Source organism: Rhodococcus sp. P4_C10 (assembly GCF_056402135.1).
Window position 1 is genome coordinate 1 of record NZ_JBFUHZ010000036.1, and the last position, 20,278, is coordinate 20,278.

General features: G+C 69.3%; 13 protein-coding genes and 1 tRNA gene. 8 read left to right on the forward strand and 6 right to left on the reverse strand.

Annotated features, from left to right (window positions below):
- From AC1DWC_RS20305 to AC1DWC_RS20320, 4 genes are all read right to left on the reverse strand, one after another.
- Positions 1 to 1,285, reverse strand: a 1,285-nt coding sequence (locus tag AC1DWC_RS20305; RefSeq protein ID WP_477910943.1) for an Ig-like domain-containing protein, incomplete at its 3' end; no start/stop codon positions are given.
- Between the two features lie 306 nt (positions 1,286 to 1,591).
- Positions 1,592 to 3,043, reverse strand: coding sequence for a glutamate synthase subunit beta (locus tag AC1DWC_RS20310; RefSeq protein WP_477910945.1), 1,452 nt, complete (start codon positions 3,041 to 3,043; stop codon positions 1,592 to 1,594).
- The gene (gltB, locus tag AC1DWC_RS20315; RefSeq protein WP_477910947.1) at positions 3,036 to 7,637 is read right to left on the reverse strand and encodes a glutamate synthase large subunit; all 4,602 of its coding nucleotides are present in this window, start codon (positions 7,635 to 7,637) and stop codon (positions 3,036 to 3,038) included. The genes AC1DWC_RS20310 and gltB overlap by 8 nt, the downstream gene beginning before the upstream one ends.
- A gap of 447 nt (positions 7,638 to 8,084) precedes the next feature.
- A tRNA-Leu gene (locus AC1DWC_RS20320) sits at positions 8,085 to 8,170 on the reverse strand.
- 160 nt (positions 8,171 to 8,330) lie between these two features.
- Between AC1DWC_RS20320 and AC1DWC_RS20325 the strand changes: the two genes are divergently transcribed.
- From AC1DWC_RS20325 to AC1DWC_RS20360, 8 genes are all read left to right on the forward strand, one after another.
- Positions 8,331 to 9,611, forward strand: a complete 1,281-nt coding sequence (locus AC1DWC_RS20325) for a DUF3662 and FHA domain-containing protein (RefSeq protein WP_477910949.1) — start codon at positions 8,331 to 8,333, stop codon at positions 9,609 to 9,611.
- A gap of 197 nt (positions 9,612 to 9,808) precedes the next feature.
- Positions 9,809 to 10,276 (forward strand): FHA domain-containing protein FhaB/FipA, encoded by a 468-nt coding sequence (locus AC1DWC_RS20330; protein ID WP_477842626.1) that lies wholly within the window; start codon positions 9,809 to 9,811, stop codon positions 10,274 to 10,276.
- Positions 10,273 to 11,709: a PP2C family protein-serine/threonine phosphatase gene (locus AC1DWC_RS20335; protein ID WP_477910951.1), complete on the forward strand. Its 1,437-nt coding sequence runs from the start codon at positions 10,273 to 10,275 to the stop codon at positions 11,707 to 11,709. Before AC1DWC_RS20330 ends, AC1DWC_RS20335 begins: the two co-directional genes overlap by 4 nt.
- A complete protein-coding gene (locus tag AC1DWC_RS20340) occupies positions 11,709 to 13,163 on the forward strand; it encodes an FtsW/RodA/SpoVE family cell cycle protein (RefSeq protein WP_477910953.1) in 1,455 nt (484 codons plus the stop codon). Before AC1DWC_RS20335 ends, AC1DWC_RS20340 begins: the two co-directional genes overlap by 1 nt.
- Positions 13,160 to 14,650 (forward strand): peptidoglycan D,D-transpeptidase FtsI family protein, encoded by a 1,491-nt coding sequence (locus AC1DWC_RS20345; RefSeq protein WP_477910955.1) that lies wholly within the window; start codon positions 13,160 to 13,162, stop codon positions 14,648 to 14,650. Before AC1DWC_RS20340 ends, AC1DWC_RS20345 begins: the two co-directional genes overlap by 4 nt.
- 5 nt (positions 14,651 to 14,655) lie before the next feature.
- Positions 14,656 to 16,032 (forward strand): serine/threonine-protein kinase, encoded by a 1,377-nt coding sequence (locus AC1DWC_RS20350; RefSeq protein WP_477910957.1) that lies wholly within the window; start codon positions 14,656 to 14,658, stop codon positions 16,030 to 16,032.
- A complete protein-coding gene (pknB, locus tag AC1DWC_RS20355) occupies positions 16,029 to 17,960 on the forward strand; it encodes a Stk1 family PASTA domain-containing Ser/Thr kinase (protein WP_477910959.1) in 1,932 nt (643 codons plus the stop codon). The genes AC1DWC_RS20350 and pknB overlap by 4 nt, the downstream gene beginning before the upstream one ends.
- 237 nt (positions 17,961 to 18,197) lie before the next feature.
- Positions 18,198 to 19,370 (forward strand): acyl-CoA dehydrogenase family protein, encoded by a 1,173-nt coding sequence (locus AC1DWC_RS20360; RefSeq protein ID WP_477910961.1) that lies wholly within the window; start codon positions 18,198 to 18,200, stop codon positions 19,368 to 19,370.
- Positions 19,371 to 19,374: 4 nt separating this feature from the next.
- Here the strand turns inward: AC1DWC_RS20360 and AC1DWC_RS20365 are convergent, their stop codons facing one another.
- Both AC1DWC_RS20365 and AC1DWC_RS20370 read right to left on the reverse strand, forming a co-directional pair.
- Positions 19,375 to 19,728: a DUF202 domain-containing protein gene (locus tag AC1DWC_RS20365; protein ID WP_477910963.1), complete on the reverse strand. Its 354-nt coding sequence runs from the start codon at positions 19,726 to 19,728 to the stop codon at positions 19,375 to 19,377.
- Between the two features lie 5 nt (positions 19,729 to 19,733).
- Positions 19,734 to 20,132 carry a YidH family protein gene (locus tag AC1DWC_RS20370; RefSeq protein ID WP_477910965.1) on the reverse strand — a complete coding sequence of 133 codons (399 nt, stop codon included), beginning with the start codon at positions 20,130 to 20,132 and terminating at the stop codon, positions 19,734 to 19,736.
- Between the last annotated feature and the right edge of the window lie 146 nt (positions 20,133 to 20,278).

A 20,278-nucleotide genomic window follows, 5' to 3' on the forward strand; every position in this document is an offset into this window, starting at 1 on the left:
GCGACGCGACGCCGTCACCGGTGCCGACGTCGGCGGTGCCGACGGGGACGCCGTCGACGGTGAACTCGACCTGACCGGCGTCCGGGATCGGCATGACGGTGGCGGCGAGGTTGACCGGGACGCCGACGGTCGCGGTGACCGGTTCGAGGACGGTGGTGGTGGTGTTGAAGTCGGCGTCGGTGACCGTCAGCTCGGATGCTGCCGACACGGAGTCCTGGTAGAGGCCGGTGCCGGTGAAGTGCGCGGTGAAGCTGTGCGTGGAGGCCTCGTCGAACTTGCGGGTGATCGAGGCGGTGCCGTTCGCCACGGTGACGGGCTCGCCGACGTTGACGTCGCCGTCCTTGAACTGCACCGTGCCGGCCGCGGTGGCCGGGGCGATCGTGGCCTCGATGGTGACGTCGGCGCCGACGACGGCGGTGGCCGGGACGGCCAGCGTGGTGGTGGTGGCGGTGGCGACGTTGACCGTCTGCGCGGGCGACGTCGAACCGACGAACCCGTTGCCGGCGGTGAAGACCGCCGTGATGGCATGCGCACCAATCGTGTCGAAGGTGTGGGGCAGGGTGGCCGTGCCGTTCACCACCGTGACCGGCCCGCCGATGTTAACGGTGCCGTCCTTGAACTGCACCGAACCGGGCGCGGTCGGGTCGACGGTCGCCGTGAGGTTGACCTGCTCGCCCGTGTTGGCGGTGGCGGGAGCGCTCACCGTGGTGTTGGTGATGACGTCCGCGGGAAGGACCTGGACGTTGACGTTGGCCGGGTTGAAGCCCTGCGTGCTGCCGAAGCTCCAGACGTCGTAGAACATGCCGCTGTTGAAGACACCCACCGGCGCATTTGCCGGCACCTTGTAGGTCACGGTGTAGGTCAGGTTCTGACCGCTCTTGACCACGAATCCGCCACCCAGGAAGCTGCACCCACTCGAGCACGTGGCCAACACGCTGCCGTCGGCTTCCTGCACGATGTTGGCGCCGCTGCCGGTGCCGGTGGCCGAGCCGCTCTCGTACACGAAGCCCGCCGGCGGGATGTCCCGGATCCTGGTGACGTAGCGCTCGACCCCGCTGTTGTGGATGACCTCGTTCTTGTAGGTCACGGTGTCGCCGGGCTTCAGCGTGGCGCCGGCAGTCCCGCCGACCACACTCTTCTTGTAGATGAGGTTGCTGCTCGAGCCCTGGTTGCTGGTCTGCCCCGGATCCGCCGAGGCCGGGCTCAGGCCCAGCAGGACCAGTCCGGCGGCAGCAGCCGCCGCGGTCAATGGTGTCGCGATGCGATGGGAGATGGACAGGCGCACTGTTGCTCCTCCGAATCCAAAGCCGCCGAGCGGCGGCGTGACGCGGCTGTGACCTCTATGGTGATTCAGATCACATTGATGTCACGGTGAGAGTAACGGCTCGGCAACAGAAACGAGGGCGCTTTCTGAACGATTGTCCAGAATTAGTCCGATCAATTAGAGAAGAAAGGCAAAGTAAATAAAATACCCAGTTGAGACGCGGGAAATGACAACGGCCCGGCGCCTCAACTGCTCGGAAATCCGAACAATCGAGACACCGGACCGTCGGCGCTCAGAACCCGGCAAACCGGGCAGGGCACCTTCTGGCTAACGCTGCGGGGCCGCCGTCGGGACGATCGGCGCAGGCAACGAGGTCGAACCCTCGAGGAAGGTGTCGACCGCGGCCGCACACGCGCGACCCTCGGCGATCGCCCACACGATCAACGACTGTCCACGACCCATGTCTCCGGCCACGAACACGCCGTCGACGTTGGTCGCCCACTCGTTGGAACGGGCGACGTTGCCGCGTTCGTTGAGATCGACGCCCAGGTCGGTGAGCAGACCCGGCTTCTCCGGACCGACGAAGCCCATCGCGAGCAGCACCAGGTCGGCCTCGATCTCGAAGTCGCTGCCTTCCTGCCTCTCGAAGCGGCCGTTCACCATCGCGACCTCGTGTGCCTTGAGCGCGGTGACCACGCCGTCCTTGCCCACGAATTCCTCGGTGTTGACCGAGAACACCCGCTCGCCACCCTCCTCGTGCGCCGAGGACACCCGGAACATCAGCGGGTACGTCGGCCACGGGGTGGAATCCGCGCGGGTCTCCGGCGGCCGAGGCATGATCTCGAACTGGTGCACGATCTCGGCGCCCTGGCGCAGCGACGTGCCGAGGCAGTCCGCACCGGTGTCGCCGCCGCCGATGATGACGACCTTCTTGCCGGCGGCCGTGATGGTCGGGGCGTCGAGGTCGCCCTGCTGCACGCGGTTCGCGATCGGCAGGAACTCCATCGCCTGGTGGATGCCGTCCAGCTCGCGCCCCGGGACCGGCAGGTCCCGCGCCTCGGTGGCACCGCCGGCCAGCACCACGGCGTCGAACTGCTCGCGCAGCGCGTCCGCCGTGATGTCGACACCCACGTTCACGCCGGTCTTGAATACGGTGCCCTCGGCCTCCATCTGCGCCAGCCGGCGGTCGATGTGCCGCTTCTCCATCTTGAACTCGGGGATGCCGTAGCGCAGCAGCCCGCCGATGCGGTCCTCCCGCTCGAACACCGTCACCGTGTGTCCGGCGCGGGTGAGCTGCTGCGCGGCTGCCAGGCCGGCCGGCCCGGAGCCGACGACCGCAATCTTCTTGCCCGTCAACCGGGTTGCATGCACCGGCTCGACCCAGCCCTCGTCGAAGGCGCGGTCGACGATCTCGACCTCGACCTGCTTGATGGTGACCGGGTCCTGGTTGATCCCCAGCACGCAGGACGCCTCGCACGGCGCGGGGCACAGCCGACCGGTGAACTCCGGGAAGTTGTTCGTCGCGTGCAGCCGCTCGATGCCGTCCTGCCACCGGTCCTTGAAGACCAGGTCGTTCCACTCGGGAATCAGATTCCCCAGCGGGCAACCGTTGTGGCAGAACGGGATACCGCAATCCATGCAGCGGCTGGCCTGGGTCTGGAGGGTCTCCTTCGGGAAATCCTCGTAGACCTCCTTCCAGTCCATCAGCCGCAGGGCGACGGGACGACGGACCGGCAGCTCGCGCGAACCGTGATTCAGGAAGCCGCTTGGATCACCCACGAGCTGCCTCCATGATCGCCTGGTCCACGTTTGCGCCCCGAATCTCGGCATCCTTGATTGCCATGAGTACCTTCTTGTAATCGCGCGGCATCACCTTCGCGAAATGATTGACCTGCTGGGACCAGTTGCCCAGAATGCGTTCGGCGACAGCCGATCCCGTTTCCGCACGATGACGCTCGACGATTGCCTTGAGCCACGCGGCGTCCTCGGGAGCGAGGTCCTCGAGGTCGACGAGCTCGGTGTTGAGGTTCGCCTCGAAGTCACGGTCCGGGTTGTAGACGTACGCCACGCCGCCGGACATGCCGGCGCCGAAGTTGCGCCCGGTGGAGCCCAGGATGACGACCTTGCCGCCGGTCATGTACTCGCACCCGTGGTCGCCGACACCCTCGACCACCGCGGTGGCACCCGAGTTGCGCACGGCGAAACGCTCGCCGACCACACCGCGGATGAAGGCCTCGCCGCTGGTGGCGCCGAACAGGATGACATTGCCGCCGATGATGTTGTCTTCTGCGACAAAGCCTTCCGCCGCCCGCAGCGGCGGCCGCAGCAGCAGCCGACCACCGGAGAGACCCTTGCCGACGAAGTCGTTGGCGTCGCCGTGCAGCCGCAGCGTCATGCCCTTCGGCACGAAGGCGCCGAAGCTGTTGCCCGCCGAACCGGTGAAGGTGATGTCGATGGTGTCGTCGGGCAGGCCCGCGCCGCCGTGCACCTTGGTCACCTCGTGGCCGAGCATGGTGCCGACCGTCCGGTTGACGTTGGTGATCTTCGACTCGAACTTCACCGGCAGGCCGCTGTCCACGGCCTCCCGGCTCTGCACGATGAGCTGCTGGTCGAGAGCCTTCTCCAGGGCGTGGTCCTGGGTTCCCGTGCAGTACAGGTCCTGGTTCATGAACGCCGACTCGGCCTTCACCAGGATCGGCGACAGGTCCAGCTTGGACGCCTTCCAGTGCGAGATCGCCTTGGCGGTGTCGAGGGCGGCGACCTGACCGACCGCCTCGACAAGGGTGCGGAAGCCGAGCTCGGCGAGCAGCTCACGCACCTCCTCGGCGATGAACATGAAGAAGTTCTCCACGAACTCGGGCTGGCCGTTGAAACGCTTGCGCAGCACCGGGTTCTGCGTCGCGACGCCCACCGGGCAGGTGTCCAGGTGGCACACGCGCATCATGATGCAGCCGGAGACCACCAGCGGCGCGGTGGCGAAACCGAACTCCTCGCCGCCGAGCAGTGCGGCGATCACCACGTCGCGACCCGTCTTGAGCTGCCCGTCCACCTGCACGACGATGCGGTCGCGCAGGCCGTTGAGCAGCAGCGTCTGCTGGGTCTCGGCGAGGCCGAGCTCCCAGGGGGCGCCCGCGTGCTTCATCGAGGTCAGCGGGGTCGCGCCGGTGCCGCCGTCGTGGCCGGAGATCAGCACCACGTCCGCGTGCGCCTTGGACACGCCCGCGGCGACGGTGCCGACACCCACCTCGGAGACCAGCTTCACGTGGATGCGGGCCTGCGGGTTGGCGTTCTTCAGGTCGTGGATCAGCTGCGCGAGATCCTCGATCGAGTAGATGTCGTGGTGCGGCGGCGGCGAGATCAGCCCGACGCCGGGCGTGGAGTGCCGGACCTCGGCCACCCACGGGTACACCTTGTGCGCCGGCAGCTGGCCACCCTCACCGGGCTTGGCTCCCTGCGCCATCTTGATCTGGATGTCGGTGCAGTTGGTCAGGTAGTGCGAGGTGACGCCGAAGCGGCCCGACGCGACCTGCTTGATCGCCGAGCGACGCGAGTCGCCGTTGGCGTCCGGGACGAACCGGGCCGGGTCTTCGCCGCCCTCACCCGAGTTCGACCGCGCGCCAAGGCGGTTCATCGCAATGGCGAGCGTCTCGTGTGCCTCGGCCGAGATGGAGCCGTAGCTCATCGCGCCCGTGGAGAACCGCTTGACGATCTCGGAGGCCGGCTCGACCTCGTCGATCGAGATCGGCTCGCGCAGGCCCTTCTTGAACTCGAAGAGGCCACGCAGCGACGCGATCCGCTCCGACTGGTCGTCGACCAGCTTGGTGTACTCCTTGAAGACCTCGTACTGACCGGTGCGGGTGGAGTGCTGGAGCTTGAACACCGTGTCCGGGTTGAACAGGTGGTACTCGCCCTCACGCCGCCACTGGTACTCGCCGCCGACCTCGAGCTCGCGGTGCGCGCGCTCCTCCGGGCGGTCCAGGTACGCGCGGGCGTGCCGGGCCGACACGTCGGCGGCGATCTCGTCGAGGCCGATGCCGCCGAGGTGCGAACGCAGACCGGTGAAGTACTCGTCCACCAGCTCCTGCGAGAGCCCGATCGGCTGGAACAGCTGAGCGCCGGTGTAGGAGGCCAGCGTGGAGATGCCCATCTTGGACATCACCTTGAGCACGCCCTTGCCGGCGGCCTTGATGTAGTTCTTGATGGCGGCGTCGCGGCTGATGTCGGTCAGCCCGCCGTCGTTGATCAGCTCGTCGATGGTCTCGAAGGCCATGTACGGGTTGACCGCGGCCGCGCCGAAGCCCACCAGCAGCGCCATGTGGTGCACCTCGCGGGCGTCACCGGACTCGATGACCAGACCCACCTGGGTACGGGTGCGCTCGCGGACCAGGTGGTGGTGCACCGCCGAGGTCAGCAGCAGCGACGGGATCGGCGCGTAGTTCTCGTTGCTCTCCCGGTCGGAGAGCACGATGATGCGGGCGCCGCCGGCGACGGCGTCGGAGACGCGCTGACGCACGTCGTCGAGGGCCTTCGCCAGGCCGGCGCCGCCGTCGGCCACCGGGTAGGTGCCGCGCACGATGACGCTGCGGAAGAGCGGGAAGCGCCCGTCGTCGTTGACGTGCACCAGCTTGGCCAGGTCCTCGTTGTGCAGGATCGGCTGGCTCAGGAGAATCTGCCGGCAGGACTCGGCGGTCGGGTTGAGCAGGTCGCCCTCCGGACCGAGGGTGCCGCCGAGGCTGGTCACGACCTCTTCGCGGATCGCGTCCAGCGGCGGGTTGGTGACCTGTGCGAACAGCTGCTGGAAGTAGTCGAACAGCACCCGCGGGCGGGTGGAGAGCACCGCGATCGGGGTGTCGGTGCCCATCGAACCGAGCGCCTCCGCGCCGGTCTTCGCCATCGGCGCGACGAGCAGGTTCACCTCTTCGTTGGTGTACCCGAACATCTGCTGACGCAGCAGCGCGCGCTGGTGGCTCATGTAGACGTACCGGCTGCTCGGCAGGTCGTCGATGTGCGTGAGGCCCTTGTCGATCCACTCCTGGTAGGGGTGCTCGCCGGCCAGCTCGGCCTTGAACTCGTCGTCGCCGACGATCCGGCCCTGCGCGGTGTCGACCAGGAACATCTTGCCCGGCTGCAGGCGGATCTTCCGGACCACCGTGGCGGGGTCGATGTCGAGCACGCCGACCTCGGAGGCCATCACGACCAGGCCGTCCTCGGTCACCCACAGGCGCGACGGACGCAGGCCGTTGCGGTCGAGGACCGCACCGATCACGGTGCCGTCGGTGAAGCAGACCGATGCCGGCCCGTCCCACGGCTCCATCAGCGCGGAGTGGTACTCGTAGAACGCCCGGCGCGCCGGGTCCATGCTCTCGTGGCGCTCCCAGGCCTCCGGGATCATCATCAGCACGGCGTGCGGCAGGCTACGGCCACCGAGGTGCAGCAGCTCGAGCACCTCGTCGAAGCGCGCGGTGTCGCTGGCACCGGGGGTGCAGACCGGGAAGATCTTGTCGAGCGCGCCCTCGCCGAAGACGTCGGTCTTGATGAGGGCCTCACGGGCCCGCATCCAGTTCTCGTTGCCGCTGACGGTGTTGATCTCACCGTTGTGCGCGACGCGCCGGTACGGGTGGGCCAACGGCCACGAGGGGAACGTGTTGGTGGAGAAGCGCGAGTGGACCAGGCCCAGCGCGCTCTCCATCCGGTCGTCCTGCAGGTCCACGTAGAACCCGCGCAGCTGCGGCGTGGTGAGCATGCCCTTGTAGACGTACGTCTGCCCGGACAGGCTCGGGAAGTACACCGTCTCGCGACCGGTGGCGTCCTTGCCCGCGCCGGCGGTGCCGAGCTCGTGCTCGACCCGCTTGCGGATCACGAAGGCGCGGCGCTCGAGGTCCATGCCGGTGACCGACGCGTCGGGCGCGGCGATGAAGATCTGACGGAACGTCGGCATCGCGTCGCGAGCGAGCGCGCCGAGCGAGGAGTCGTCCGTGGGGACCGCACGCCAGCCGAGGACCGCCAGGCCCTCCTCGACGACGATCTTCTCCACCGCGGCGACGGCGGCCTCGACGTCGGCGGCGGACTGCGGGAGGAACGCCATGCCGGTCGCGTAGGCGCCCTCGGCGGGCAGCTCGAAGTCGACGATCGCACGGAAGAACCCGTGCGGCACCTGGAGCAGGATGCCGGCGCCGTCACCGGTGTTGGGCTCGGAGCCGGCCGCGCCGCGGTGCTCGAGATTCACCAGCGCGGTGATCGCCTTCTCGACGATGTCGCGGCTGCGGCGACCATGCATGTCCACCACGAATGCGACACCACAGGCGTCGTGCTCGTTCGCGGGATCGTAGAGGCCCTGGGGTCCCGGAGACCCGTGGCCTGGAAGTTGCTTCATACCTAGCCTTCGTATGCCATCTAGTAGATGCACCGACGACCAGCAACGCTGATGGCCATCACAGAACAGGCGCCGAGCCTCGGTGATCGGCGCGCCCACGTCAGCCGTCGACGTCGACGTAGGGCGGGATCTGCCCCGCGTTTCAGACGACTCGACTGAGTGGCTCGTTGGACAGTGTGAGTCCAGCGTGTACAGAAACGATAATTCAGGTCCCCCGGCAAATCGCAACCAAGGCTCCCCTTTCTACCCTGTGACCTGTAGCTATACCGGGGAATCACAGGGCAAGTGCGGTTCACATCACAGCGTAATCCACCGCGCAAGAGGTGACGTGAGCATCGCGAGAAGAGGTCAGCGACCGCGAGCGCGGCACCGGAGCCGAGAAGAATTCGGGTGGAGAACCCGGAAAAAAACTACTGGCCGCAGCGATTAGATCAGCTGCGGCCAGTGTGGTGGGCGAAGGGGGACTTGAACCCCCACGTCCCGAAGGACACTGGCACCTGAAGCCAGCGCGTCTGCCATTCCGCCACTCGCCCGGAGCGACGGGAGAAACATTAACACGACCACCCCGGAAAACACGATTCGCCCCCCTCACCTGCGACTAAGCCCATAGACGGCCCCTGCCCAGGGCGAAGGTAGATATCATGCAAGGGCGGCCACCGTGGCCGCGACACGCGGAGCAGCAGAGGAGGCACCATGGGAATCGTCCAACGCTTCGAACGTCGACTCCAGGGCGCCGTCGGCGACGCCTTTGCCCGGGTGTTCGGCGGCGGTGTGGTCCCCCAGGAAGTGGAGGCCGCACTCCAGCGTGAGGCGTCCGACCGGGTGCAGCAGTTGGACGGTGGTCACCTGTTGGCGCCGAACGACTACGTCATCACCGTTGCGGACTCCGATCACGACGAGCTGTCGGCGGACCGGGACTTGACAGTCAAGGCCTTCGCCCGACACCTTGAGGGCTTCATCCGCGACCAGGGGTGGCAGACCTACGGGCCCATCACGGTTCGGTTAGAGTCGTCGACCTCGCTGCACACGGGCCAATTCCGTACCAGCGGTGCGGTGGACCCGGACTCGGGGACGTCGCGACCGGGCGCGGCACAGCAGTACGTCCCGCCCGCGCAAGCACGACCCGTACCCCGACCCTCCGCACCATTGAACCCAGGAGCTGGCTACATGACGCAGAACTCAGGCTTCGGCCCTAACGAGCCCGCGGACGGCCGCGGCGAGGGTCGATCCGGGTACCAGCAGGACCACCCGGTGAACGGGTACGCCCGCAACGGCAGCGCCTACCCGAGCGCGCCGGCCCAGGGCGGATACGACCAGGCCTACGGGTCCAGCCAGCAAAACGGGTACGCCCAGAACGGCTACGGACAGAACGGCGCCGACTACCCGGCGGCGCAGGGTTCCCCGGCACCGACCGCGCAGTCGCAGCCGAGTGCGCAGCAGGGTTACGACTACCCCGCGAACCCGTACCCGCCGGCCGACTACCCCGCGAACCCGTACCCGCCGGCCGACTACCCGGCCAACCCGTACCCGCCGGCCGACTACCCCGCGAACCCGTACCCGCCGGCCGACTACCCCGCGAACCCGTACCCGCCGGCCGACTACCCGGCCAACCCGTACGCGGGCAGCGAGTACCCGGCCTACGGACAGCAGTACAGCGCCGAGCCCACCGGCTTCGACGCCAACCGGACGTTCACCGCGACCCTCCAGCTCGAGGACGGCAGCGGCCGCAACTTCCAGCTCCGCGAGGGCCGGAACGTGATCGGACGCGGCCAGGAGGCACAGTTCCGGCTGCCCGACACCGGCGTCTCGCGGCGGCACATCGAGATCCGTTGGGACGGGCAGATGGCCATGCTCTCCGATCTCGGGTCCACCAACGGCACCACCGTCAACGGTGCGCCGGTACAGGATTGGCAGCTCGCCGACGGCGACGTCATCCGGGCCGGCCACTCGGAGATCCTGGTTCGTATCGTCTGAGCCGCCCCTGAACCACGCCACACCGAACCCACCGCCCCGCCACCCACGGAATGTCGGCCAGACTCCGTAAGGTGGTGGCGAACTTCGTATTGCGATCAGCACCCGCCGTATCGCCATAGGATGCTGCCGAAACGACGAATACCGAGACGACGAACACACGGGGAGACCCGTCTCGCCAGAGGAAGAGGTGGACCGCTGTGCAGGGACTCATCCTGCAGTTGACCAGGGCGGGCTTCCTGCTGCTGTTGTGGCTGTTCGTGTGGGCGGTGCTGCGCACCCTGCGAGGCGACGTCTACGCAGGCTCCGGTGTGCGGGTTCCGCAGCGCTACAGCCGAACCGCCTCGGGGGTGCTGCCGTCGTTCGGCAAGCCGAAGGTCGCCAAGAACCTCGTCGTCACCCAGGGCGCGCTGGCCGGCACCCGGATCACCCTCAGCACCCAGCCGGTGCTGATCGGGCGCGCCGACGACTCCACCCTCGTGCTCACCGACGACTACGCGTCCACCCGCCACGCCCGGCTCTCGCCGCGTGGAAGTGACTGGTACGTCGAAGACCTCGGATCCACCAACGGCACCTACCTGGACCGGGCGAAGGTGACCACCGCGGTGCGCGTCCCGCTGGGTACCCCGGTGCGCGTCGGCAAGACCGTGATCGAGCTCCGCCCGTGACCCTTGTGCTCCGCTACGCGGCCCGCAGCGACCGCGGTCTCGTGCGCTCGAACAACGAAGACTCCGTGTACGCCGGCGCCCGTCTGCTGGCGCTGGCCGACGGCATGGGCGGCCACGCGGCGGGCGAGGTCGCCTCGCAGCTGATGATCGCCGCGCTGGCCCACCTCGACGACGACGAGCCCGGCGACGACCTGCTCGGCAAGCTCGAGGCCGCCACCCGCGAGGGCAATGCCGCGATCGCGGACCAGGTCGAGGAGGAGCCCGAGCTCGACGGCATGGGGACCACGCTGACCGCGATCCTGTTCGCGCGCAGCAAGCTGGGCCTGGTCCACATCGGCGACTCCCGCGCCTACCTGCTGCGGGACGACGTGCTGACCCAGATCACCCGGGACGACACCTTCGTCCAGTCCCTGGTCGACGAGGGCCGGATCACCGCCGAGCAGGCGCACACGCATCCGCAGCGCTCGCTGATCATGCGGGCGTTGACCGGCAACGAGATCGAGCCCACGCTCACCGTCCGCGAGGCACGCACCGGCGACCGCTACCTGCTCTGCTCGGACGGGCTCTCCGACGTCGTCAGCGACGAGACCATTGCCGAGGTGCTCCGCAACGACACCCCCGGCGACTCCGCCGACCGGCTGATCGAGTTGGCCCTGCGCAGCGGCGGCCCCGACAACGTCACGGTGGTGGTGGCGGACGTCATCGACGTGGACTACGGCCAGAGCCGGCCCATCGTGGCCGGCGCCGCATCCACCGAGGAGGAAGAGGACGCCCCGCCGCCGGACACCGCGGCCGGCCGAGCCGCCGCGATGCGGCCGCCGCGTGCCACCCCGCGCCGGGTCCCGCTGCCCGCCGATCCCGAGCCGACGACCAAGCACCACCGGCTCCGCTGGATCGTGTTGGCGCTGAGCCTGATTGCCGTGGTCGTGGTGGGCCTGCTGGTCGGCCGCAGCCTGATCCGCGGGAACTACTACGTGGGCACGAGCGAGGGCCATGTGGCAGTGCTGCAGGGCGTTCCCGGGTCGGTGCTCGGCTACTCGCTGCAGGAGGTCAACCTCGTCGGGTGCGTAACCGACAACGGGGAGCTGAGCCTGCTCGGACCCGACACGCCGCCGGTGGACTGCGCCCTCCTGACTGTGGACGACTTGCAGCCGTCGGCACGCGAGCAGGTGCGGGCCGGGCTGCCGTCGGGCTCCCTCGACGACGCGAAGAGCCAGATGACCAGGCTCACCACCGGGGACCTGCTGCCGGTCTGCCGCGAGCCGGCGCCGGCCCCGACACCGCCGCCTCCGCCGCCGCCCGCGGGCCCGGAACCCGCCCCAGCCGGCCCCGTGCCCCCGCCTCCCCCGCCCGTCGCCGAGCCGGTGCTGCCCCCGCCGTCGGAGACCGTCCCGCCACAGGTCCCGGGCCAGAACTGCAGGACCGGTCACTGATGTCTGTCTCCGCGGCACAGTCGGGGGGCTCCTTCCCGAGTCCGCCGGGTGGATTTGCCCCCGCACCCGAACAGTCCAACCGTCGCAACGTCGAGCTCCTGCTGATCTGCGGCGCCATCGCGATCACCTTCCTGTCGCTGGTGCTCGTCGAGGCCAGCCAGGAGCAGACGCTCACCTGGGACCTGGCCAAGTACGGCTGCGCGTACTCGGTCCTGTTCCTGATCGCGCACGCCGCGGTCCGGCGGTACGCGCCGTTCGCGGACCCGTTGCTGCTCCCGATCGTGGCGCTGCTCAACGGGCTCGGGCTGGTGTTGATCCACCGCCTCGACCTCGCGGACGCGGCCACCGCCGCGTACCTGAACCGGCCGATCCCCTCCCCCGACGCCAACCAGCAGGTGCTCTGGACGGCGCTCGCGATCGCCGGCTTCGTGGCGGTCCTGGTGCTGCTGCGGGACTACCGGCTGCTGGCCAAGTACAGCTACACCCTCGGCCTCGCCGGGCTGGTGCTGCTCGCCCTGCCCGCGCTGCTGCCGTCGTCGATGTCCGAGGTCAACGGCGCGAAGATCTGGATCAAGCTGCCGTTCTTCAGCATTCAGCCGGGTGAGTTCGCGAAGATCCTGCTGATCGTCTTCTTTGCCTCGGTGCTGGTGTCCAAGCGGGAACTGTTCACCACCGCCGGCAAGCACTTCTTCGGCATGGACCTGCCCCGGGCCCGCGACCTCGGCCCGATCCTGGTCGCCTGGGTGGTCTCGATCGGCGTCCTGGTGCTCGAGAAGGACCTCGGCACCTCGCTGCTGCTGTTCAGCACGGTCCTGGTGATGCTCTACATCGCGACCGAGCGTGTCGGCTGGCTGCTGATCGGCGCCGGACTCGTCATCGTCGGGTTCGTGTTCGCCTACCAGTTGTTCGGCCACGTCCGGGTGCGTGTCGACACCTGGATCGACCCGCTCGGCGACTACAACAACACCGGCTACCAGATCTCGCAGTCGTTGTTCGGCCTCGCCACCGGCGGGCTGGCGGGTACCGGGCTCGGCAGCGGCCGGCCGTCGCAGGTGCCGTTCGCCAAGACCGACTTCATCGTCGCCACCATCGGCGAGGAGCTCGGGCTGATCGGCCTCGCCGCGGTGCTGATGCTGTTCCTGATCTTCGTCATCCGCGGGCTGCGGACCGCGCTGGCGGTGCGCGACAGCTTCGGCAAGCTGCTCGCCGCCGGGTTGTCCTTCACCGTCGCGATCCAGGTGTTCGTGGTGGTCGGCGGCGTCACCAAGTTGATCCCGCTGACCGGCCTGACCACCCCGTTCATGTCGTACGGCGGCTCGTCGCTGCTGGCGAACTACCTGCTGCTCGCGCTGTTGATGAAGATCTCCGACTCCGCCCGCACACCACCGGCACCGAAGAAGAAGGGACCCGCTCCGATCGCGGACGCCCCGACCGAAATGTTGAGGCGCAAATGAACACCCCGCTCCGCCGCGTCGCGATGGCCGTGATGGTGATGGTCGTGGCCCTGCTCGCCAACGCCACGTACGTGCAGGTCATCAAGGCCGACAGCCTGCGCACCGACCCGCGCAACTCGCGGGTGCTGCTCGACGAGTACTCCCGCCAGCGCGGCCAGATCTCGGCCGGCGGCGAGGTGCTCGCGGCGTCGGTCCCGATCGACGACCGGTACAAGTACCTGCGCACCTACCCGCCGAACCCGGCGGCGCCGTCGAGCCCCTTCGCGAACGCGCCGGTCACCGGCTTCTACTCGATGCTGTACGGCAACACCGGTCTCGAACGGACGGAGGACTCGGTGCTCAACGGCTCCGACAGCCGGCTGTTCGGCCGCCGCTTCTTCGACCTGGTCTCCGGCCGGGACCCGCGTGGCGGCAACGTCATCGCCACCGTCGACCCGGTGGTGCAGCAGGTCGCCTACGACCAGCTCACGGCGAAGGGCTACACCGGTTCGGTGGTCGCGATCCGGCCGAGCACCGGTGAGGTGCTGGCGATGGCGAGCACCCCCAGCTACGACCCGAACCTGCTGGCCAGCCACGACGGCGCGGTGAGCACCGAGGCGTGGGAGACGCTCAACAACGACCCGGACAAGCCGCTGCTGAACCGGGCCGTCTCGCAGACCTACCCGCCCGGCTCGACGTTCAAGGTGGTGGTGACCGCCGCCGCCCTGGAGAACGGCGCCAACCCGGACGAGCAGCTGACCGCCGCCCCGAACATCACGCTGCCGGGCACCACCACCACGCTGGAGAACTACAACGGTTCCACCTGCGGGTCGAACCCGACGGCGTCGCTGCGCGAGGCGTTCGCCCGCTCCTGCAACACCGCGTTCGTCGAGCTCGGCATCAAGACCGGCGCCGACGCGCTCAAGGACCGGGCCACCGCGTTCGGCATCGAGCCGGACTCACCGGGCATCCCGATCCCCGTCGCCGACAGCACCGTCGGCCCGATCCCGGACGACGCCGCGCTCGGCCAGAGCAGCATCGGCCAGCGCGACGTGGCCATGACCCCGCTCGAGAACGCGGTGGTCGCCGCGACCGTCGCCAACGGCGGTGTCCGGATGGAGCCGCACCTGGTCTCGCAGCTGGAGAGCCCGGACCTGTCCAGCCTGGCCACCACCACCCCGCAGTCCAAGGGCCAGGCCATCTCCCCGCAGGTCGCGGCGACCCTGACCGAGCTGATGATCGGGTCGGAGAACAACACCGGTGGCGGCAACAAGATCCCCGGCGTGCAGATCGCGTCGAAGACCGGGACCGCCGAGCACGGCACGGACCCCCGCAACACCCCGCCGCACGCCTGGTACATCGGGTTTGCGCCGGCTCAGGACCCGCAGATCGCGATCGCGGTGATCGTCGAGGACGGTGGCGACCGGGCCCTGGCCGCGACGGGCGGCTCGGTGGCCGCACCGATCGGGCGGGCCGTCATCGCCGCCGGGCTGCGGCAGGGGAGCTGACGGAGATGAGTCTGAACAACGGCGCGGTCATCGCGAACCGGTACCGGCTGCAGGGGCTGATCGCCACCGGCGGCATGGGCCAGGTGTGGGAGGCCACGGACAACCGGCTGCACCGCCGGGTGGCCGTCAAGGTGCTCAAGTCCGAATTCAGTACCGACCCTGAGTTCCTCGAGCGGTTCCGGACCGAGGCCCGCACCACGGCGCGGCTGAACCACCCGGGCATCGCCGGCATCTACGACTACGGCGAGACCAACGACAGCGTCGGCCAGTCCACCGCGTACCTGGTGATGGAACTGGTCAACGGCGAGCCGCTCAACGCCGTGCTGGCCCGCGTCGGACGGCTCTCGCTGCCGCACGCGCTGGACATGCTCGAGCAGACCGGCCGGGCGCTGCAGGTGGCGCACGAGGCGGGTGTGGTGCACCGGGACGTCAAGCCCGGAAACATCCTGATCACTCCGACCGGCCAGGTGAAGATCACCGACTTCGGCATCGCCAAGGCCGTCGAGGCGTCACCGGTGACGCGGACCGGGATGGTGATGGGCACCGCCCAGTACATCGCCCCGGAGCAGGCGCTCGGACAGGACGCGTCGCCGGCCAGCGACGTCTACTCGCTCGGCGTGGTCGGCTACGAGGCGTTGGCGGGGTTCCGCCCCTTCACCGGCGACGGCGCGCTGACCGTCGCGATGAAGCACGTGCAGGAGTCGCACCCACCGCTGCCCGCGGACGTGCCGCCGAACGTGCGCGAGCTGATCGACATCACGATGACCAAGGACCCGGCCGCCCGCTACGCCACCGGCGGCGAGTTCGCCGACGCGGTCGCGGTGGTCCGGTCCGGTGCCCGCCCGCCGATGCCCGGGACCGGTCGTCCGACCGGAGTGACCGCCGTCGTTCCGGGAGTTCCCGCCGCGGTCGGCACCCAGATGATGCCGACCTCGCAGGCCGAATATGCTGGCCCCGAGACCGGCGCGGAGCCGCCACCCTCGGGCCTGACGCAAGGCCAGAAAGTGCTGGCCTGGGGTGCCGGTGGGCTGCTGCTGGTGGCCCTGCTGGTCGCCGGGGGAATGCTGCTGTTCGGCGGCAACACCTCCACGCCACAGCCCTCGCGGCCGGCGCCCACGCTGGCGCCTGCCACCAGCAGCCACCGACCGACTACCACCACCACCCGGCCGCCGAGCACCACCACCACCGAACCCGAGACCACCACGTGGACGACGGAACCGACGACGACCACCACCGAGCCGCCGACCACGACTCGGACGACCAGACCGACCACCACCACCACCGAGCCCGAGACCACCACCACGGAGCCCGAGTCCGAGACCGAGACCACCACCACGGCCGCGACTACGACCACCACCACGGCCACGCAAGGACAGCCATGACCACACCGCACAAACTCTCCTCCCGCTACGAGCTGGGCGAGATTCTCGGCTTCGGTGGCATGTCCGAGGTGCACCTTGCGAGGGACATGCGGCTGAGCCGCGATGTGGCGATCAAGGTGCTGCGGGCCGACCTCGCCCGGGACCCCACGTTCTACCTTCGGTTCCGCCGCGAGGCGCAGAACGCGGCGGCGCTGAACCATCCGGCGATCGTGGCCGTCTACGACACCGGCGAGGCCGAGACCGACGGCGGACCGCTGCCGTACATCGTGATGGAGTACGTCGAGGGCGACACGCTGCGCGACATCGTCCGTCGCGAGGGCCCGATGCCTGCCCGTCGCGCCATGGAGGTCATCGCCGACGTGTGTGCGGCGCTGGACTTCAGCCATCGCAACGGGATCGTGCACCGCGACATCAAGCCCGCGAACATCATGATCAACCGGGCCGGCGCGGTGAAGGTGATGGACTTCGGCATCGCCCGGGCCATCTCCGACAGCTCCAGCCCGATGACGCAGACGGCGGCCGTGATCGGCACCGCCCAGTACCTCTCGCCCGAGCAGGCCCGCGGCGAGCAGGTCGACGCCCGCTCCGACGTGTACTCGCTCGGCTGTGTGCTGTTCGAGATCCTCACCGGCGAGCCCCCGTTCAAGGGCGACTCCCCCGTCGCGGTGGCCTACCAGCACGTCCGCGAGGATCCGGCGTTGCCGTCGTCGGTGAACCCCGACATCCCGCGTGAGCTGGACTCGGTGATCCTCAAGGCGATGAGCAAGAACCCCGCGAACCGGTACCAGAGCGCCGCCGAGATGCGCAGCGACCTGGTGCGGGTGCTCGGCGGTCAGCGTCCGAGCGCACCGATGGTGATGAACGACGAGGACCGCACCACCATCCTGGGTGCGGTGGACTCGGTCGGCCGCTACCAGGCCGCGGACCCGGCGACACCGGCACCGCTGTCGGCCGCGCCCGCCGCGACGCCGCCGCCGCCCGCCGGCCGCCGGACGATGCGCATCGCCCTGCTCTCGATCGCCGCACTCGTAGTGGTCGGCATCGTCGGCGCGTTCCTGTGGGCGCTGGGCCCGGGGTCGAAGGCCGAGCCGGTGATCGTGCCGGACGTCGCGAACAAGTCGTCGCAGGCCGCGCAGACCGCGCTGCAGAACGAGGGGTTCCGGGTTCAGACCCAGCCGAAACCCAGTGACACGATCGCCAGCGGCAACGTGATCGGCACGATCCCCGTCGCGGGCACCAAGGCCGACGAGGGCACCACGGTGACCCTCGACGTGTCCACCGGACCGCAGCAGGTTCAGGTGCCGGACCTGTCGGGGATGAGTCAGTCCCAGGCCGCGCAGGCGCTCGACGCGGCCGGCCTGGCCCTCGACCCGGCCCCCGAGCGCAGCCCGTCGGCCACCTCCGAGGTGGACAAGGTGGTCGCGCAGACCCCGAGCGCCGGGTCCAACGTAGAACTCGGGGGCGCCGTCAAGCTGACCCTGGGCAGCGGTCCCGAACAGGTCCGGATCCCGAACGTGGTGGGCCAGAAGCTCGAGGTGGCGCAGCCGAACATCGAGGGCGCCGGGTTCAAGGTCGAGGTCGAGAACATCGACTCCGGCCGGCCCAAGGGCGAGGTCGTCTCCACCGAGCCGGGCGGCGGCGAGTCCGCGGCCCGCGGCACCACCGTCAAGGTGCAGGTGTCCAACGGCAACATGATCGACATGCCGAACCTGAGCGGCATGTCCGTCTCGCAGGCACTGGACACGCTGCGCAGGGCCGGCTGGTCCGGCACCACGAGTCAGCTGTCACAGCGCCCGGAGCCGACGCTGGAGACCGACCTGGTCGGCAAGATCGTCACCCAGGCGCAGCCGCCGGGCTCCGAGGTGGCCAAGACGGCGAGCATCTCCGTCGGCATCGGCCAGTTGGGCATCCCCACGATCCCGCGCTAGGCACCCGCAGCATCACGTCGGGTGAACGGAACCGTTCACCCGATCAGATCGAACGAACGGCCCGTCCACCCGGCAAGATCCGACCGGACGGGCCGTTCGCCCGTCTCCGACCACGCGACGCTTGACGCTGCTTCGACGGCCCCCGAAGCTGGGTCATGCAATCGATTGCATGAACGCTCCGGCAAGTGCTCGACGCCATGTCGGCCGACTGCCGCCGACTGGAAGACCGAGGACCTCATGGCCGACCCCCAGACGATCACGCAGCTCTTTGCCCTCGACTCCGTCCTGGACACCGAGGAGATCGCCGTGCGCGAGACCGTCCGACGCTTCGCGGCGGATCGGATCAGGCCGCACATCGCCGAGTGGTTCGAGGCCGGGGCTCTGCCCGCCCGCGAACTCGCGAAGGACCTCGGTGGGATGGGCCTGCTCGGCATGCACCTCGAGGGATACGGCTGCGCGGGCATGAGCGCGACGTCCTACGGCCTGGCCTGCCTGGAACTCGAGGCCGTCGACTCGGGCATCCGGAGCCTGGTGTCGGTGCAGGGCTCGCTGGCGATGTTCGCCATCCACCGGTTCGGCTCCGAGGAGCAGAAGCAGGAGTGGTTGCCGCGGATGGCGGCGGGCGAGGCGGTCGGCTGCTTCGGGCTGACCGAACCCGACTTCGGCTCCAACCCGGCCGGCATGCGCACCGCCGCCCGCCGCGACGGCGACGACTGGGTCCTGCGCGGCACCAAGATGTGGATCACCAACGGCTCGATCGCCGACGTGGCGGTGGTGTGGGCCCGCACCGACGACGGCGTCCGCGGGTTCGTGGTGCCCACCGACACCCCCGGTTTCTCGGCGCCCGAGATCAGGAACAAGCTCTCGCTGCGGGCCTCGGTCACCGCCGAACTGGTGCTCGACGACGTGCGCCTGCCCGCCTCGGCGATGCTGCCGGAGGCGCGCGGGCTGTCGGGGCCGCTGAGCTGCCTGAACGAGGCCCGCTTCGGCATCGTGTTCGGTGCGCTCGGCGCCGCGCGCGACTGCCTCGAGACGGCGATCGACTACGCGAAGACCCGCGAGGTGTTCGACCGGCCGCTCGCCGCCTTCCAGCTGACCCAGGCGAAGCTCGCCGACATGGCGCTCGAACTCGGCAAGGGTCAGCTGCTGGCCGTGCACCTCGGCCGCCTCAAGGACCGCCACGAACTGCGACCCGAGCAGGTCAGCCTCGGCAAGCTGAACTCCGTCCGGGAGGCGATCGCGATCGCACGTGAGTGCCGAACCATCCTCGGCGCCAACGGAATCACCCTCGAGTACCCCGTTCTGCGACACGCCAACAACCTGGAGTCGGTGCTCACCTACGAGGGCACCTCCGAGATGCACCAGCTGGTGATCGGCCAGACGCTGACCGGCGAGTCGGCCTTCCGGTAGCGGGTCAGCCCCACCACACCGCGTAGAGCCCGAACACGCCGATCAGCCCCACGACGACGCCGGTCGCGGTCACGGCGACCACCGCGGGCGCCACGGACCCGCGGGACAGTCCCCGGCAGGCCCGGGCGTACCGGCGGCGTTGGGCGAGGAGGATGGCCGCGGCCGCCAGCACCGCCACCGCGGCCGGGAGCAGCGCGATCACCCCGCGGTGCGGCAGCCAGCGCACGAACATCAGGCTCACCACGACCAGCGACAGGAGGGTGCGTTCCCACGCCAGTGCCGTCCGCTCGGGCTGCAACCCGGGATCGGAGTGCATCGCGGCCTCCGGCGGCGGGCCGGGGTGCGCGGTCGGTGCCACGGCTCCTACTGCGCCAGGACCACGACGGCCAGCGCCGCGCCGACGACGGCGCCGGCGATCCCGAGCAGGGGTGCCAGGAGGGGGAGGTGGAGCGCAGACCCCGTCCGCATTCGCCGCTCGACCAGCAGCCACCGGCGGACCGCGCCCAGACTCATCAGCGTGCCCAACACGAGCAGCAGCGTCGTCACGGCGGTGTGCACCGGTTGCGGGAAGGCCTCCGCGGCAAACACGTCGAGGCCGACCCCGGCGGCGACGAAGCCCAGCGACGTTCGGATCCAGGCCAGGAAGGTGCGCTCGTTCGCCAGCGTGAACCGGGGGTCGGGTTCGACCCCGTCGGGCAGCAACTGCCGGGAGATCCGGTCGCGCGCCGGGGCTGCGGGCGCCGGGGAGGAAAGATTCGTCATCACGCCCTCGGGTGCTCGCGGTGACGCCGGTGAACGCGGGCAGGCCAGAGGCCACCGCTGTTTGGCGATGTCACACTCGTCATGGGGATACAACCCAGTATGACGACAGTTAGCCCTGCATACAATCGGCTCTTTCCACTGCCGGT